This window comes from Phocaeicola dorei (assembly GCF_013009555.1).
GTDB lineage: Bacteria > Bacteroidota > Bacteroidia > Bacteroidales > Bacteroidaceae > Phocaeicola > Phocaeicola dorei.
On record NZ_CP046176.1, the window covers coordinates 2863075 to 2878019 of the forward strand.

A 14945-nucleotide genomic window follows, 5' to 3' on the forward strand; every position below is an offset into this window, starting at 1 on the left:
AAATTATAGTAACATTTTAATATTCCAATATGAAAACCAGAATTATTCTGATAATATGCCTTATCACAGGCATAGCCGTACATCTGTCGGCCAACGAGAAGATATACATCAACCGGGAAGTGACCACGCACATTGTAATGCCGGAGAACATTAAAATGGTGGATATTTCCACTACTAAAATTATAGGCAACCAGTGTACAGACAATATAGTCCGCATCAAGCCTTATCTGGAGAATGATTCCATATCGTCTGAAGGTTACAGCGAAAATGAACTGCTGGGTACACTCACCATTATCGGTGAGCGTCATATCGCCCAGTATGACATCCTATATACCGAATCACCCAAATATGCTTCTACCATCTACAATGTATCCTACAATGAGACACAGTCCTATATCAATCCGGAGGTTTCCATGCCGATGGCCGAGATTGCACGATATGCCTGGGCTGTCTATGGAAGCAGGAGAAAGTTCAACCAGATTGTATCAGACAAAAACGGAATCAGGGCATACATCAACAATATCTATTCCATCGGTGACTATTTCTTTCTGGACTATACGCTGAAGAACAGGACCAGGATTGCATACGACATTGAGGAGATAAGGGTAAAACTTACTGACAAAAAGGAAACAAAGGCAACCAACTCACAGACCATAGAGCTTACTCCTGTATTTTCCATGAACAACACCAGTAAGTTCAGGAAGGACTACAGGAACGTGCTTGTGATTCCGAAACTGACTTTCCCTGAAGAGAAGGTGCTTCGTCTGGAGATTTCCGAGAACCAGATTAGCGGACGTGTGGTGGTACTCACCATCGAGTATGAGGACATTCTCAATGCGGACGGTTTCGACTCGGATATTCTGGACGATGCCGACTATTACCCCTACTATTATATTGATCATTCCATAAAAAGATAGGCCATGAAGAAGATTCTGTTCATTCTGTTTTGCTCGGTTGCATCCATCGGTGCATCGGCACAGACCGGAAAGGTTTCCGTCAATGCCGGATTCCTTTTTCCAAGTACGCTGAATGCCACTTTGGGTTATGAGTATCCGCTTTCATACGGAAATGCGGTCGAAGTATATGGTGAGGTCGGGAATCACTGGCAGAAGCCGGTATGTCACAATTTCTGGAAAGGATATTTCTGGGATGGAGGTATGGTTTACAAGCACCGTCTGGCACGGTACAAGAACGGCATGATGCGCCTTCGTCTGGGGTCTCAGTTTGGTGCAGTACAGAAGAAGTTCTTCTTCGGGCTGGAGGCCGGATTTGAATACAGCTATGTGTTCCGCAGCGGACTGGAGTTTTCAATAATCCAGAAGAACAATGTGAACTTCCTGCATGGGGATACCTTTCGCAACGGTCTGCTGCTGGGTATAAAGATTCCTTTCTGACAATATAAATCTTACGGCGTATGGCATTTGAGGAGACAAGGGAACAGCAGCAGATGTACAACTACTTCAGGAGCTGCATCTATATCTTTCTGATTATTGAAATCATCATGAACCTGCCTGTTACGGCAGACAACAGGGTTACTCAGTTCGTACTCGACCTGCTGGCACGGTTCAGGGTATTCAATTCCGTATCGGGATGCAAGGTGACCGAACTGATATGCATCTGTATTGTCTGTATCGGCACAAAGGCTGAAAAGTCCCTGAAGTTCAATGTAAGGACAATGGTCATCTATCCGGTACTGGCCGGTCTGACACTTGTAGGACTTTGTTTTGTATTCCATGGCATGAGTTTTGGATTCAACTGGATGGGATTTCCTGCCAACCGTCTTCTGTATGCGGTATGTTCGGTGGTGGGTACCATGCTGGTGCATCAGGGACTGGACGGCATAGCCAAGTATTACAACTATAAGGTTGGTGAGGACCGTTTCAACTTTGAGAACGAATCGTTCCAGCAGTCGGAAACGCTGGTCAGCAATGATTACTCAGTGAACATTCCGATGATATACTACTGGAAAAAGAAGATGCACAAAGGATGGATCAATATCATCAATCCGTTCCGTGGTACGATTGTACTGGGTACGCCGGGTTCGGGTAAGTCTTTCGGTATCATTGACCCGTTCATCAGGCAGCACTCTGCAAAGGGCTTTGCCATGATGGTATATGACTTCAAGTTTCCGACACTTGCACAGACGCTTTTCTATCAGTACTGCAAGAACAGGAAAGTCGGTAAACTGCCTCAGAACTGCGGATTCCGTATAGTAAATTTTACCGATGTGGAATACTCCAACCGTATCAATCCGATTCAGCGGAAATATATCCCGGATCTGGCTGCCGCTTCTGAAACGGCGGCTACTCTTTTGGCCTCACTCAACAAGGGAGGTGGAGAGAAGAAGGGCGGTTCGGAAGCTTTCTTTACCAACTCTGCGGAAAACTTCCTGGCTGCCATCATATATTTCTTTGTGAACTTCCATCCGGTCGGGTTCAGGAACGGGAAGAAGCTTAGACGCTTCATATCACTGGAGGGAAAGAAGCTGGAGATTGTCATACGCAACTGGGATGACTTCAATGCCATCGACAAGGACGGCAATGTGGTGCTTGATTTCGTGGATGAGAACGGCAATGACGTATCGACTGACGAGGACCGTATGTTTGTTGACCTGAACGGATACAGCTATAAGGACAGGACCAGCAGGAAGATTCTGATTCAAAGGTGCTGGTATGAGGATGAGCATGGCAATGAGGTGGAACCGGATACCGTAACCGGAGAGTTCTCGGATATGCCGCATGTGCTTTCATTTCTTGGAAGACCATACGACCAGGTATTCAATATCCTGATGCAGGATGACAGGATTGCTTCACTGATGGCTCCGTTCAAGAGTGCTTACGAAAACAAGGCGAATGACCAGCTGGAAGGTATGGTCGGTACGCTACGTGTGAATGCTGCACGCCTTGTATCTCCGGAAGCATACTGGGTATTCACCGGGGATGATTTCGACCTGAAGATTTCTGACAGGGTAAATCCGAGTTATCTTGTAATTGCCAATGACCCGGAAAAGGAACAGGTTATCGGCTCGCTCAATGCCCTGGTACTGAACCGACTGATTACAAGGGTAAACTCAAAGGGCAATATACCGGTGAGCATCATCGTGGACGAGCTTCCGACACTGTACTTTCACAAGATAGACCGTCTTATCGGTACGGCTCGTTCCAACAAGGTTGCCGTAACTTTAGGTTTCCAGGAGCTTCCACAGCTGGAAGCTGACTACGGTAAGGTCGGTATGCAGAAGATTATCACCACCTGCGGTAATATCTTCATGGGTGCGGCACGTAACAAGGAGACGCTGGAGTGGGCACAGAATGATGTATTCGGAAAGGCAAAGCAGACTTCACGCTCCATTTCCATCAATGACCACAAGGTATCAACCACAATATCTGAGAAGATGGACTTTCTGGTTCCCGCAGCCAAGATTGCGGATATGGCTACCGGCTGGCTGGCCGGGCAGGCTGCACGTGACTTTACGGCTACTGATGACAGTATGCTTGACCATTTTGACATCGAGCAGTCGGAAGAGTTCAAGACTACCAAGTATTTCTGCAAGACACACTTTGATATGAAAAAGATTAAGGACGAGGAAAAACACTATGTGGCTCTACCCAAAATCTATGAGTTCAAGAACGACAAAGAGAAGGAAATCCTGCTCAACCGTAACTTCAAGCGTGTGAACCAGGAAGTGGAGGATATGGTAAAGGAACTTCTCGGTATCAGTTAAATATTTAATTTATGAATATGACCTTAAAACCGGCATTCGGACTTAGCGGCAGTGCCCTGAAAGTCATTGCCATGATTTCCATGGTGATAGACCATATTGCTCTCTATCTGTTGGAGCACGGTACCGTATTATACGAAACGATGCGCTGTATCGGGCGCATCGCTTTTCCTGTGTTTGCCTTCCTGATAGCAGAAGGATTTATCCATACAAGAAGCAGGTACAGGTATTTCTTTACTCTGCTGGGCTTTGCCGTAATCAGTGAAATACCCTGGTATCTGCTGAATGGTGCTGACGGGACATATAATGTGATGTTTACACTGGCTTTGGGCCTGGCCACACTCATGGTTCTTGAAAATCTTCTGCAACGTAGTCTGGTACTGGGATTTCTTTGGACACTTGGCATGGCCGGACTCGCTTCATGGCTTGGAGTGGATTATGAGTGGAGAGGGATTCTGATAATTGTTGCCTCTTATCTTTTTAATGGATATGGTCACTCTTTCACATATAGCAGAGATATGCAATTTTTTTGCACATTTGCTTTGGTGATACACTATGGGGTTATTGGTGCTGTAATGGCCTGCATGATTCTTTATGTATATAATGGAACAAGAGGATTTGTGCAGGGAAGCATAGCTAAATATGGTTTCTATGCTTTTTACCCTGTACATCTATTATTTATATCAATGAATTGAAACAATCATTTATGCAGCTTTATAAAATTCATTTCTTAAATTTTCATATGTTACAGAAATATCATTACTTGCTTCTATAACAGAATCTACTATGTCACTTGAATTACCTTTTGGTATTATTCTACGTTCTGCCAATTCTTTAAGAAATTTAGTAGTAGTTCGTAATAAGTATAAAAGGTCATCAGGTATTTCTTTAATATTGTTATAATATTTTACAGAAATTATGTTTAGGATGTTTTCAATAGTTGGAATAAACTTTGAATTAATATCTGTGTATATATTAGCAATATTATTTAAAGCTATTGAAAGATTTTTAATTTTTTGATTGTCACTATTCATCTTTTCAAATACTAATCTTGATTGTTTTTGTATTTGAGAAAATTTTTCTTCTAATTGTTTTATTTTCTTTTTCACAAGAATTGGCGTTAATATATAAGGGAATACTGGTATCATAGGAATATATTCCAATATTTGTGCATATTGGTCATTCTGTATTAATTGGAATTCTTTATTTATATAACTGAATTCCTCATTCATTTTGAATATTCTATAATCTATAAACTCCATAGGGTAATCACCAAGCTGACTATCTATACCAAGTTCACATAGTTTGTTTACCACTTTCTGAAGTATATAGTCTTTCATAATAGGTTTACGTTTATTTATTATATCTATTTGTGCCTGGACATCACAGATATACTTTTCATGGCTCTCAACATAATTTATATATTCTTTTTTAGCTGTTTTGATATATTCTGTTATGTTTTTTCTTATCTTCGCAAGTTTCTTTCCAGGGAAAATAAAATCAGAAATAATATCCCATACTACATCTAAAATTGCATTAGGTATATTGGGGACACAATTAATATAGCGAGCCCCCGGATACATAGAAGCTAGAATCCAATTTTGCGTTTGAATAGACTTTGAAAGAAAATCCTTATCCTTCTTAAGGTCATTCACATTATTACCATACTTCATTATTAGTTTTACATTATCATTATTTAAGATAATCGTTGAAGCATATGATGACGATACGGTATATTTAATAATGTTTCTAATTTCTGAATCTATTGTTTTCATTACATATCCCAATTTATAGTTCCTTTTTTTCTTTGCTCGTTAAACTCATAAAAATTATTGTAACCCAAGTCTATCTTTAAAAATCTTGCTAAGGCTAAAGTTTCTTTGCTTGCTGTTGAATAATCTGAGTTTTCAATTGCTTCTGAAAATCTGTTTAAAATCTGACGTGATTCAAGACTGTATTGTCTCATTTTTTCAATAACGATTTCATTCATGTTATTTGTGGCTTGCTGAATATCATTAATTCTTTCATCAAATAATTCTTTTATTCTTGTATTTCTTTTTTCTGCTTTTACATTAAAAACATCAGCTTTATCTAAAAGATAAAATACCAGCATCGAAGCTAACCCAGAAAGCAACGTTGATATAGATCCTCGTAAACTTTCGGGTATGACAGGTAATTTTTCGAGCATAGAATCAATCCAAATACCACAAAATGCTGCTGCGCTGGCTCCAAAAATTTTAAGTATAGCATCACCTTTTTCTGCCGGTGTAGATTTATTGGCATTTTCTCCAAATAGTACGCTGTAAGATTGCATCATAATCTTAATTCCCTCCTTAATTATTCTAAAAGCATGTTTGAAAATACCAACAAACATTCCTAAAATTCCTTCAAGAATAGCAGAAATAAGATTCTTCAAATTATCCATTATGGAAGAGAATGCATTACCGAGATCTGAAATCTGGTTCCATACATACTCTTTAACTCGACCAAACCGAATAGAGAATGCATCTTTATAGGTGTAAGCATTTACGCCTTCTATAAAACCATTTAGTATGGAATCTTTCATTTCAAAATAAAGAGGTTTTATCATAAAAAGAATAGCAGATCCCATTGCGTACATCATAGTTTGATTACCTGCATTTGCTAAGTTCTCCTTATGAATTTCATAAGCTTTCCCATGTGCCAGTTCCTTGTCTAATGTTTCTCTCTCATCTTTAGTTAATTTACGCCCTAATTCTTTTTCTTTCTGCTGGTATGATTCCTTCCGTTTATCTCTATCAGCTTGTCCCTGCCCCAATAGATTCTTAATAACTGTTTTATTTATACCATTTTCCAAGGCCTGTTTTGCTTCCTGTTCCATTCTAATCATATTAGCCTTCTGCTCTGGTGTTAATTCAATATAATCTTTTCCTTGGGATTTTAGTATTTCTTGTTGCTCAATAAATTTGCTGTTGGACATGTCTCTTTTAGGATTATTGATTCTTCGTCCTGTAATAGCCAAATTATCCTCTGAATTTGCAATTCGTTTTATATCACCATCACTGAGACCGGCATTATTTTGGAGTTGATCAAAAATCTGCTTTAATGGTACAATATGGTCAGTTTCTGCATTATACAAATTATTGGGATCATTCCTCCTCAAATCAGGGTTATTCTTTTTAGCAGTAATATTTTTTTCACCTGTATATTCATCCGTTAAATTTTTAACAGTTCCAGCATCTTCAACTCTTTTCTTCTTGTAGCGCCCCATTTCGCTAGGATTTTCGTATATCGTTCGATTATAGTTAGGGCGATTATTAATACCCCATTTTTTGTTGATATTTTCCTGGTTGTAATTTTCAACAAAAGTATCTGGCAATAGATATATTGCTTGTCCGTCATAATTAAAAGTACGACATTCCAACATCACACGGTTTGCGTTCAAACCTAGTTTACGTGTAAATCCTTTAAAAATCGGTAGCATTAATAAAGAGTCAACAATTGATGTCATTACAGGAGTAACCACATTGTTAATCATGTCTTCTTTTTGAAAATCCTTATTGATTCGTTCAAGCATATCCTGCGCAGATTCACAGTCATATTGTTCTAACTGCATTAAAAGGAATGGTACCTCTAATGGAGAAGCTTCATTTATTTTTTTTTGAAATTGCTCTATATCTAAACTCATAATAATCAAATTTGTATTCCTTTTACAAAGTTATTTATATCGATCAGAACAGCAAATTCTTTTGACTTATTTCAAAGGCTTTTTAGTATACAATATATGGCTTTTTTATACATAGGATTTTCTGCATACCCAATTTCTTCAAGCCAAAGCAGATAGTTACCCCCTTTATACTTGTATTGCACTTTAGTATAATAAGCCTGGACACTTTCCGTCCAATGATTGAATTCATAGTATTTCCCTGTACGTGGATTGGTAAGTCCGAAAAGATTGTGTTTGTTCCGGCATACTGAAGAATGGAACCATCCGGTTTCCAGTATAGCCTGAGCCAATACGATTTTAGGATATAGGATTCCGTTTCTTATGATTTCTTTATAAAGGTTGGGGATGGTAAGTTCAGGAAAATGATTTTCTGATTTAGTAATATCATCTGTTTTCTTTTGCAGTTCTGTTTTTAGGGATGCTTTCTTGTCACTATTCCGGCTAATATTTTCCAATTTTTTCTTATTGTCCGGTCCGACAATCAGGGTATCCTTTACCATCATCTTATTCTTTTTGCCTTCTGTAACATCCTTTCCAGCATGGTTATAAGCCTCTTTTTGTCTTTCTGTTGGCAGAATTTCCGAATCTCTGGTTATCGTATAGAACTGTGCCGATACGCTTACCGGCAGCAGCATTAACAGCAGTGAAATCAGAATAGTGTTGTGCATTTCTTTTTCAGGAGATTGCCGTGAATACATTTGTGGCATTCAGGCGATTAGAACCGCAAATATAACAGCTTAATTACAGTAATATGGAAATGCACAACAGAAATCAGTCCGGTTTGTTGCCATACGAAAAACTGGCAATACTGGGTATCGACCGTGAAAAGGCGGATAGTTTACCCATGGAAGTGAAGGAGAAGCTGATGGCAGGTGAAGTGACTCCCATCATGCAGGTATCCATCAACGCCAGGAACGGCAGCATCATCACCATGCCGATGAAGCTACAGATGACTACAGACAAAAACGGTGCTCCGGCTCTTATTGCCTATCCGGTACGTGCCGAACTGGACCGGGAACGCAACAAGGTTCTCAATCTCACTCAGCAGGAGGCTGAACGCCTGGCCAGAGGTGAGGTAATTCAGAAGGCGATCAATGTGAACGGTGAAAAGACTCAGCAGTATCTGCAGCTTGATCCCGAAACGAAATCCGTCATTCACAAGCGTGTCACTGACATCAAGCTGGAGCAGCGTCTGAAGGACATGGAGAAGGTAAACGACATTGAACTGGGTATGCAGCAGAAGCAGCAGGTACGGGAGGGAAAACCTGTTGAACTGAATGTGGGCGGCGAGAAGGTTTCAGTCGGCATTGACCTGAAGGAGCAACAGGGATTCAAGCTTATCAAGGGTGACATGAAGGAATGGGAAAGACAGCAGAAGCTCCGCTATGACGAGATTCATCCTGAATATCTTGGTCTTGTCATGACTGACAAGAACCGTTGGGAGTATCAGAAGGTGGTGGACAAACAGTCCGTTGAGCGTGCCATTTCACTCTCTCCATCCTGGAAGGAAACAAAAGCAAACAGCCTTAAACTCTAATACTGATTCTTATGGCCCCAAAGACAGATTCAGATAATGATAACGGTATCATCCGGCAGTTCAACGAACTGAAGAAGAAGCATCCGGATGCCATGCTACTGTTCAGACGGAACAGTTTCTATGAACTCTATAAGCAGGATGCCGTAAAGGCTGCCGCAGTGCTTGCCATCGAAATTGCAGATAGGATTCTGCCTGATTACAAGAAACCGGTAAAGGTTGCATCATTCCCTCAATCAGCACTGGACATTTATCTGCCCAGACTAATACGTTCTGGAATAAGGGTTGCAATCTGTGATGCCTTGGACAATCCTTTGAAGAAGAAGGCCAGACAGGACAAGGCTGAAAATAATGACAGAACCATTCAAAACAATACAGATATGGGAAAGAAGAAAAAGGAACAGGGTGCGCAGGAAGTTCCTGACAGAACAGTGGAGAACACTGTCGATGTAAAACCTGCAAGGGAAAAGAAGTCGAAGGCCAAAGCTGAGACCGGGACGGATAATGAGGTAAAGACCGAAAAGAAGGACGAACAGAAAACGGAGACAGCCCAGGAACGCAAGCCCCGTGAGCCGCAGATGGTGACGGCCAACGGTCAAAAGGTTACTCATGGTCATGCCTACCAGAGTGCCACCAATCCTGCCGACTGGTACTTTACCGCAAAGATTGACGGACAGCAGCTCAAACCCCAGAAGATGGAAGCAGCCGACCTTGCGGCCTATCAGAACAAGGAAATGACGGTGCCGCAGCTGATGGAACGCTACTATCCGACAAAGCTGATGCCGAAGGTATCTGAGGAAGCCTTCCGTATGCCAATGGAGATTGCAGGACCAGACGGTTCTATAACCGTAAACAAGTTTAATGTCTATAAGGAGAAGGACGAGCAGCGTCCTGACTTTGGGAAATACAAGTTCTATGTTCAGGTTGGAGATACGAACATGTCAGCCGTGGCTTCACGCCAGGACCTGAATGCCTACTTTGACAGGGTGGCCACTCCAAACCAGCTTATTGAAAAGAACTTCGGGGAACGTCTGCATCTGAAATCCGCATACGAGAAGTATCAGCTTCCTGAAGGTGTTGACCCCAAGGGTGTACGTGTAGCCAAGGACAGGAATGACAACAAGTGGAAGGTATCGGTTGACCTCGGAGAGAAAGGACAGACTTCCCGGCATGAAATCTCCTTCGATGACGGCTATTCGCTTTTCAAGACCAAGACGGCCACAAGGGAACAGATTGCAGCCAAATATCTGAATACGGAGATAACCGGTATGCTTGCCGCCAATACCGCAAAGGTGGAGAAAACGGCTTCTATGAAAATGTAACATAATCAGAAAACTAAAATACAAGTTATATGTCAGCTAAAAAGAATCATGAGGAGCTTGTGGAGCTTCTGCAGGAGGGCAAAATCGGTTTCCTCCGCTTTGTTATGGACAGTGAGAATGCAGATGATTATCTGGAATGGTGCCGTTCACACGGTACAGACCCTTCGGATGAATCGGCTGAGTTCTATGTGGAACAGACGGACATCGAGCAGATGGACCGTCAGGTAATGGATGACGACAGCTATGGCATTTGGAACTGACTCTCAGGGAAACAGCGGACAGGCGGCCATAGACCGCTTCGCTGCAATGATGATTGAGCGTATGCAGCAGATGAAGGATACCGGATGGAAACAGGGATGGATTGGCGGCGCATCAGGTTATGCCGGACTGCCGCAGAATGTGGGTGGCCGCAACTATTCCGGTTCAAATTCCTTCTTTCTTCAGATGCATACCGCAGCCATGAACTACCAGCTTCCGGTATATCTGACCTTCAAGCAGGCACATAACCTGAAGGCTCATGTCCTGAGGGGTGAAAAGGCCTTCCCGGTAGTGTACTGGGATATGATGATAAAGGACAGTCACGGCAAGAGGATAAGCACGGAGGAATACCGTGCAATGAGCAAGGAAGAGAAGAAGGATATGGATGTCATTCCTTTCATCAAGTCATTCCCGGTGTACAATGTGGCTCAGACCAATCTGGCAGAAGTACAGCCGGAGAGGATGCAGAAGCTCATGGACAGGTTCAAGGTTCCGGAACTTCGGGATACGGAAGGTATGTACACCCATGCCGCACTCGACCGTATGGTAGAGACGCAGCAGTGGCTATGTCCGATACGTGCCGATAAGCGTGAGAACGGTGCCTATTATTCTCCCTCAAAGGATATTGTAGTGCTGCCCATGAAGGCGCAGTTCAATATCGGTGATTCTCCGGAAGAAACCTACCGTGGTGGAATGGAGTATTATTCTACTATGCTCCATGAAATGACTCACTCCACCATGACACCGGAGCGTCTGAACAGGGAGATGGGCGGCAGGTTCGGTGACCCGAAATATGCCAAGGAGGAGCTGGTGGCGGAACTTACGGCTGCCATGATCAGCCATTCCATGGGCTTTGATTCCAGGATAACGGACAACTCGGCTGCCTATCTGGACTCATGGATTGGTGTACTGAAACAGGAACCGAAGTTTATCGTATCAGTCATGGCTGACGTGAACAAAGCTTCCGACCTGATTCTTGACCATGTGGATAAACAGCGTCTGGCTCTCGGCGAACAGCCTTATCTGGCAAAGAATGACCCGCTGACTTCAATGAGTGCTGACGAAGAGAAATCTTTCAAGAATGCGGCCATTGTCAAGACCCGTTCCGGAGACTATGCCATCCGTGCGTCATACGATGGTGTGGAGCTGGGGCTGAAGAAGGTTTCCAAGGAAACGGCCAAAACATTCTTCCAGCTTACGGACTGGAAGGACAAGGAGGCTTTCCTGAACATGACGGCACGGAAGACATACGAACCGGAGATTACTATGATGAGTAGGAACCGAAATGCCGGTACAGGACTTGGTATATGAAATCTGTATAACATCTTAAATCGGAAAGCATGAGTGACTACAAGGTTAATTTCAGGGAAATGAAATCCCGTGTGGGGATTGATGACATTGCATATGCTCTGGGATACCGTCTGGACAGGAAAGCCGGTATCGGACGTTACATCGAGCTAGTACTCGGTGAAGGCGGTAACAAAAGGGATACGCTGATTGTCAGCCATCCGAACGACAAGGCGGCACAGACCTTCTTCCGCCGTGACGGTTCCAAGGGCGATGTGGTGACACTCATACGTGAGAATCTGTCTTCCTTTACCGTTTCGGGAAAGGATGAATGGCAGAAGATAGCCAAGGTCATGGCACGCTTTGCCAACATGCCGGAACCGGAATACAGGGAGGACAGGGAGTATGTTAAATCGGCAGGAAAATCATGCGGTGTGTTTGACGTTTCCAGATATGAGGTGAAGCCGGTTGATACAGGTAAAATACCGGGACTGTTTTCCCGGCGCGGACTGTCCAAAGCGACCGTAACGGCTCTTTCACCCTTTATTTCCCTTATAAGGGACAGGAACAACGGAAAGTTTGAAGGCTACAATATCGGATTCCCATATACTGACGGAAAGGGAAATGAAGTCAGGGGGTATGAAATCAGAGGACATGGCGGTTACAAGTCGAAGGCTGCCGGTACGGATTCGTCATCCTCGGCATGGGTGGCTGTTCCTTCGGGTATCAGTCCGGACAATGTAAGAAGCGTGTTCTTCTGTGAATCTGCATTTGATGCCATGGCCTTCTACCAGATGAACCGGATACAGATTGGGGACAGTGCGGCTCTGGTTTCACTGGGCGGTACATTCTCTGACAGGCAGATAACCGGAGTCATGGAACGCTTTCCTAATGCACGTGCCTTCGACTGTTTTGACAACGACCTGGCCGGGAGGATATACGGACTGCGCATGATGGCTCTGCAGGAAGGTATTCAGATGAAGATAAGCAGGACTGACGGCGGTATCCGGATTGAAGCGAAAGGAAAGGTATTCGAGCCTGACATGGAGCGTCCCCTACTGGCTCAGGTTGCCAGGCAGCTGAATATCCGGTACCGCATGGGACAGTGGCTTCCTCCGAAGGTTTTCAAGGACTGGAACGACTGCCTGCTGAACAGGCCGATGGAGCCGGTGATTTCACCACACAAAGAGGAACGTGAACAGAATCTGAGCGAACAAAGGAATAAAGGACGTAAAATCTGAATGATATGAACAGAATCAAGTTAAGAATAACGGTAGTGACTGCTTTGGCGGTTTTTATGCTGAAAGGTACGGACACTTTTGCACAACAGACAGACCCGACTCTGACGGGTGCTGTCTTTGCACAGACTTCCACTCTGAAGAATATCTATGACAAACGCCAAAAGGCACACGAGAAAATCATTGCTGCCGAGACTGCCGTAACGGTTGCACTCGACAGGGTACACAGTGTGGAGGACAAGATGCTGGAATATCTTTCCAATGCACAGGGTGCCATGCAGAATCTCTATCAGATTAAGCGTGCCGGGGAACTGGTGGCCACGGAGATACCTCAGAACTGCAGCCTGCTGCTCAAATCGGTCGGCAGTAACCTGAAGGGAACGGCCATTGCTGCAATCGTCTCGGACGAGCTGGCTGATGCCGCAACCCAGATGGCTGCGCTTTATCCGTTCATGAAGCAGCTGGTGACTTCCGGAAGCTATGACACAGACGGTTCTGACGGAAGCAAGGAGAAGCACAAGGTAAACCTGCTCAGTTCTTCCGAGCGGTACTACATTGCAAACGAGGTACTGACCAGACTGGAGGCTGTCAATACCGACCTCTTTATCCTGGCATGGCAGGTACGCACACTCTCATGGAACGACCTCTGGTTCTCTCTTGACCCGGAAGGATGGGCAAGCGTGATGTCCGGCAAGAACATCATAGGAGGAATCGTTGCGGACTGGAACCGGGGGTTCTCATTCAATTAATTCAAACATTGTAATTTATCAGGAATATGGATTCAGAAAAGAAGATTATAGGATGCTGTCCGTTCTGCGGCGGCAACGTGGTGAAGACCTGTAAGGGGTATCGCTGCGAAAACAACACAGGTGAGCATCCTTCTTGTGTGCTCAACATCAATGCCATCATCGGCAACCGGAAAATGAATGACGGGGAGATTGCCGAATTTCTGGAGAAACGCCGAATTCTTTTGGACGGATTCTCCACCAAGGATGGCAAGACTTTCCCGACAGTGCTGGAACTTGCTGATGACGGTGCAGTCAATATGCAGTCCGTTATCGGCAGGTGTCCGCACTGCAGCGGCGAGGTACGTGTGGGGACAAGGGCTTTCAACTGTTCCAACTACAGCAATCAGGAAGCACCGTGTTCATTCGCCATATGGAGGAATATAGGAGGCCATCAGCTGACACTGGAAGAGGCGAAGGAACTTTGTGAGAAGAACATTACTTCATCCGAACTGGAGATGTACCGGGAGGACGGTTCCATTTACCGCAAACGCCTCGGTCTTGCTCCGGACAAACTTCAAATCGTAAAGATATGAAACAGGGAAAGAAACTACTGATACTGCCTGCAGTGGCAGTTCTGCTCGGAATGGGAACCGGCTGTTCCGACAACAGCGAGAATAAGGCACAGGATATGGCCAGAAAGGCACTGATGGCTTTGGTGGACAATCCGGAATCCGTAAAGATTGTCGGTATCAGCAAACCGGATTCTGTATTTGGCCGTGAGTATGTTACAATGAAGGAGAAGATGGCTCTTTCTATGGCCATGATGAAAATCAGCCGCAGGTTTATGGAGAATACGGATTTTGATAATCCAGATTCAGAATGTCACGGGATGTCAGGGCAGATGAAATGTCAGATGGATGCCATGACGGTACTCCGTTCTCTGATGCTTTCCGGTGAACTGAAATCTACAGGTGATGAAATTAGTCAGGAATGCAAGCCGTTCAGCGGTTGGAAAGTGAAGGTTGAATATGAAGCCACTGATTCTGACGGGAAACCGTACTGCTCTGAATACTGGTTTATTATGGATAAGGAAGCGCAATGTGTAATCAGGTCATTTGAAATTCCACTTTTATGAAGCTGAAAATCGGATT

The 14945-nt window shown here is 43.8% G+C and carries 15 protein-coding genes; 12 read left to right on the top strand and 3 right to left on the bottom strand.

All coding sequences use genetic code 11. The features are described 5' to 3' along the window. Positions 1-29 precede the first annotated feature (29 nt). The 4 genes from traN to GKD17_RS12040 are packed head-to-tail and all read left to right on the top strand — an operon-like array spanning position 30 to position 4416. Positions 30-917, top strand: coding sequence for a conjugative transposon protein TraN (traN, locus tag GKD17_RS12025; protein WP_007835248.1), 888 nt, complete (start codon positions 30-32; stop codon positions 915-917). Positions 918-920: 3 nt separating this feature from the next. Further along, complete coding sequence (locus GKD17_RS12030) at positions 921-1394, top strand: hypothetical protein (RefSeq protein WP_007835239.1); 474 nt, start codon at positions 921-923, stop codon at positions 1392-1394. 20 nt (positions 1395-1414) lie between these two features. Next, entirely contained in the window at positions 1415-3724 is a 2310-nt protein-coding gene (locus tag GKD17_RS12035) for a type IV secretory system conjugative DNA transfer family protein (protein ID WP_007835237.1), read from the top strand. Positions 3725-3735: 11 nt separating this feature from the next. Then, positions 3736-4416 carry a TraX family protein gene (locus GKD17_RS12040; RefSeq protein WP_007835235.1) on the top strand — a complete coding sequence of 227 codons (681 nt, stop codon included), beginning with the start codon at positions 3736-3738 and terminating at the stop codon, positions 4414-4416. A gap of 9 nt (positions 4417-4425) precedes the next feature. Here the strand turns inward: GKD17_RS12040 and GKD17_RS12045 are convergent, their stop codons facing one another. The 3 genes from GKD17_RS12045 to GKD17_RS12055 form a co-directional block, all read right to left on the bottom strand. Next, positions 4426-5496: a hypothetical protein gene (locus tag GKD17_RS12045; RefSeq protein ID WP_007835233.1), complete on the bottom strand. Its 1071-nt coding sequence runs from the start codon at positions 5494-5496 to the stop codon at positions 4426-4428. Further along, positions 5496-7388, bottom strand: coding sequence for a hypothetical protein (locus GKD17_RS12050; RefSeq protein WP_007835232.1), 1893 nt, complete (start codon positions 7386-7388; stop codon positions 5496-5498). Before GKD17_RS12050 ends, GKD17_RS12045 begins: the two co-directional genes overlap by 1 nt. A 71-nt stretch (positions 7389-7459) precedes the next feature. Continuing rightward, positions 7460-8095, bottom strand: a complete 636-nt coding sequence (locus tag GKD17_RS12055; RefSeq protein ID WP_032936195.1) for a glucosaminidase domain-containing protein — start codon at positions 8093-8095, stop codon at positions 7460-7462. Between the two features lie 83 nt (positions 8096-8178). On the opposite strand from GKD17_RS12055, the gene GKD17_RS12060 reads away from it, so the two are divergent. From GKD17_RS12060 to GKD17_RS12095, 8 genes are read left to right on the top strand one after another with little or no spacing between them, the layout of a single operon-like run. Then, positions 8179-8964, top strand: coding sequence for a DUF4099 domain-containing protein (locus GKD17_RS12060; protein WP_007835228.1), 786 nt, complete (start codon positions 8179-8181; stop codon positions 8962-8964). A gap of 11 nt (positions 8965-8975) precedes the next feature. Beyond that, positions 8976-10283 carry a MutS N-terminal domain-containing protein gene (locus tag GKD17_RS12065; RefSeq protein WP_007835226.1) on the top strand — a complete coding sequence of 436 codons (1308 nt, stop codon included), beginning with the start codon at positions 8976-8978 and terminating at the stop codon, positions 10281-10283. Between the two features lie 29 nt (positions 10284-10312). Further along, positions 10313-10543 (top strand): hypothetical protein, encoded by a 231-nt coding sequence (locus tag GKD17_RS12070; RefSeq protein ID WP_007835224.1) that lies wholly within the window; start codon positions 10313-10315, stop codon positions 10541-10543. Then, positions 10527-11852: an ArdC family protein gene (locus tag GKD17_RS12075; protein ID WP_007835222.1), complete on the top strand. Its 1326-nt coding sequence runs from the start codon at positions 10527-10529 to the stop codon at positions 11850-11852. Before GKD17_RS12070 ends, GKD17_RS12075 begins: the two co-directional genes overlap by 17 nt. 29 nt (positions 11853-11881) lie before the next feature. Beyond that, positions 11882-13069, top strand: coding sequence for a toprim domain-containing protein (locus GKD17_RS12080; RefSeq protein WP_007835220.1), 1188 nt, complete (start codon positions 11882-11884; stop codon positions 13067-13069). A 5-nt stretch (positions 13070-13074) separates the two neighbouring features. Next, positions 13075-13815 (top strand): hypothetical protein, encoded by a 741-nt coding sequence (locus GKD17_RS12085; protein ID WP_007835219.1) that lies wholly within the window; start codon positions 13075-13077, stop codon positions 13813-13815. Between the two features lie 26 nt (positions 13816-13841). Further along, positions 13842-14387, top strand: coding sequence for a topoisomerase C-terminal repeat-containing protein (locus GKD17_RS12090; protein ID WP_007835216.1), 546 nt, complete (start codon positions 13842-13844; stop codon positions 14385-14387). After that, the gene (locus GKD17_RS12095) at positions 14384-14929 is read left to right on the top strand and encodes a hypothetical protein (protein WP_007835209.1); all 546 of its coding nucleotides are present in this window, start codon (positions 14384-14386) and stop codon (positions 14927-14929) included. Before GKD17_RS12090 ends, GKD17_RS12095 begins: the two co-directional genes overlap by 4 nt. Positions 14930-14945: the final 16 nt, after the last annotated feature.

What these genes read in the sequence shown, in the direction of transcription:
- GKD17_RS12085 (WP_007835219.1), top strand. Translation starts at nt 13,075, where the DNA reads ATGAACAGAATCAAGTTAAGAATAACGGTAGTGACTGCTTTGGCGGTT.
- GKD17_RS12065 (WP_007835226.1), top strand. Translation starts at nt 8,976, where the DNA reads ATGGCCCCAAAGACAGATTCAGATAATGATAACGGTATCATCCGGCAG.
- GKD17_RS12090 (WP_007835216.1), top strand. Translation starts at nt 13,842, where the DNA reads ATGGATTCAGAAAAGAAGATTATAGGATGCTGTCCGTTCTGCGGCGGC.
- GKD17_RS12035 (WP_007835237.1), top strand. Translation starts at nt 1,415, where the DNA reads ATGGCATTTGAGGAGACAAGGGAACAGCAGCAGATGTACAACTACTTC.
- GKD17_RS12080 (WP_007835220.1), top strand. Translation starts at nt 11,882, where the DNA reads ATGAGTGACTACAAGGTTAATTTCAGGGAAATGAAATCCCGTGTGGGG.
- GKD17_RS12040 (WP_007835235.1), top strand. Translation starts at nt 3,736, where the DNA reads ATGAATATGACCTTAAAACCGGCATTCGGACTTAGCGGCAGTGCCCTG.
- GKD17_RS12045 (WP_007835233.1), bottom strand. Translation starts at nt 5,496, where the DNA reads ATGAAAACAATAGATTCAGAAATTAGAAACATTATTAAATATACCGTA.
- traN (WP_007835248.1), top strand. Translation starts at nt 30, where the DNA reads ATGAAAACCAGAATTATTCTGATAATATGCCTTATCACAGGCATAGCC.
- GKD17_RS12060 (WP_007835228.1), top strand. Translation starts at nt 8,179, where the DNA reads ATGGAAATGCACAACAGAAATCAGTCCGGTTTGTTGCCATACGAAAAA.
- GKD17_RS12095 (WP_007835209.1), top strand. Translation starts at nt 14,384, where the DNA reads ATGAAACAGGGAAAGAAACTACTGATACTGCCTGCAGTGGCAGTTCTG.
- GKD17_RS12030 (WP_007835239.1), top strand. Translation starts at nt 921, where the DNA reads ATGAAGAAGATTCTGTTCATTCTGTTTTGCTCGGTTGCATCCATCGGT.
- GKD17_RS12070 (WP_007835224.1), top strand. Translation starts at nt 10,313, where the DNA reads ATGTCAGCTAAAAAGAATCATGAGGAGCTTGTGGAGCTTCTGCAGGAG.
- GKD17_RS12055 (WP_032936195.1), bottom strand. Translation starts at nt 8,095, where the DNA reads ATGCACAACACTATTCTGATTTCACTGCTGTTAATGCTGCTGCCGGTA.
- GKD17_RS12050 (WP_007835232.1), bottom strand. Translation starts at nt 7,388, where the DNA reads ATGAGTTTAGATATAGAGCAATTTCAAAAAAAAATAAATGAAGCTTCT.
- GKD17_RS12075 (WP_007835222.1), top strand. Translation starts at nt 10,527, where the DNA reads ATGGCATTTGGAACTGACTCTCAGGGAAACAGCGGACAGGCGGCCATA.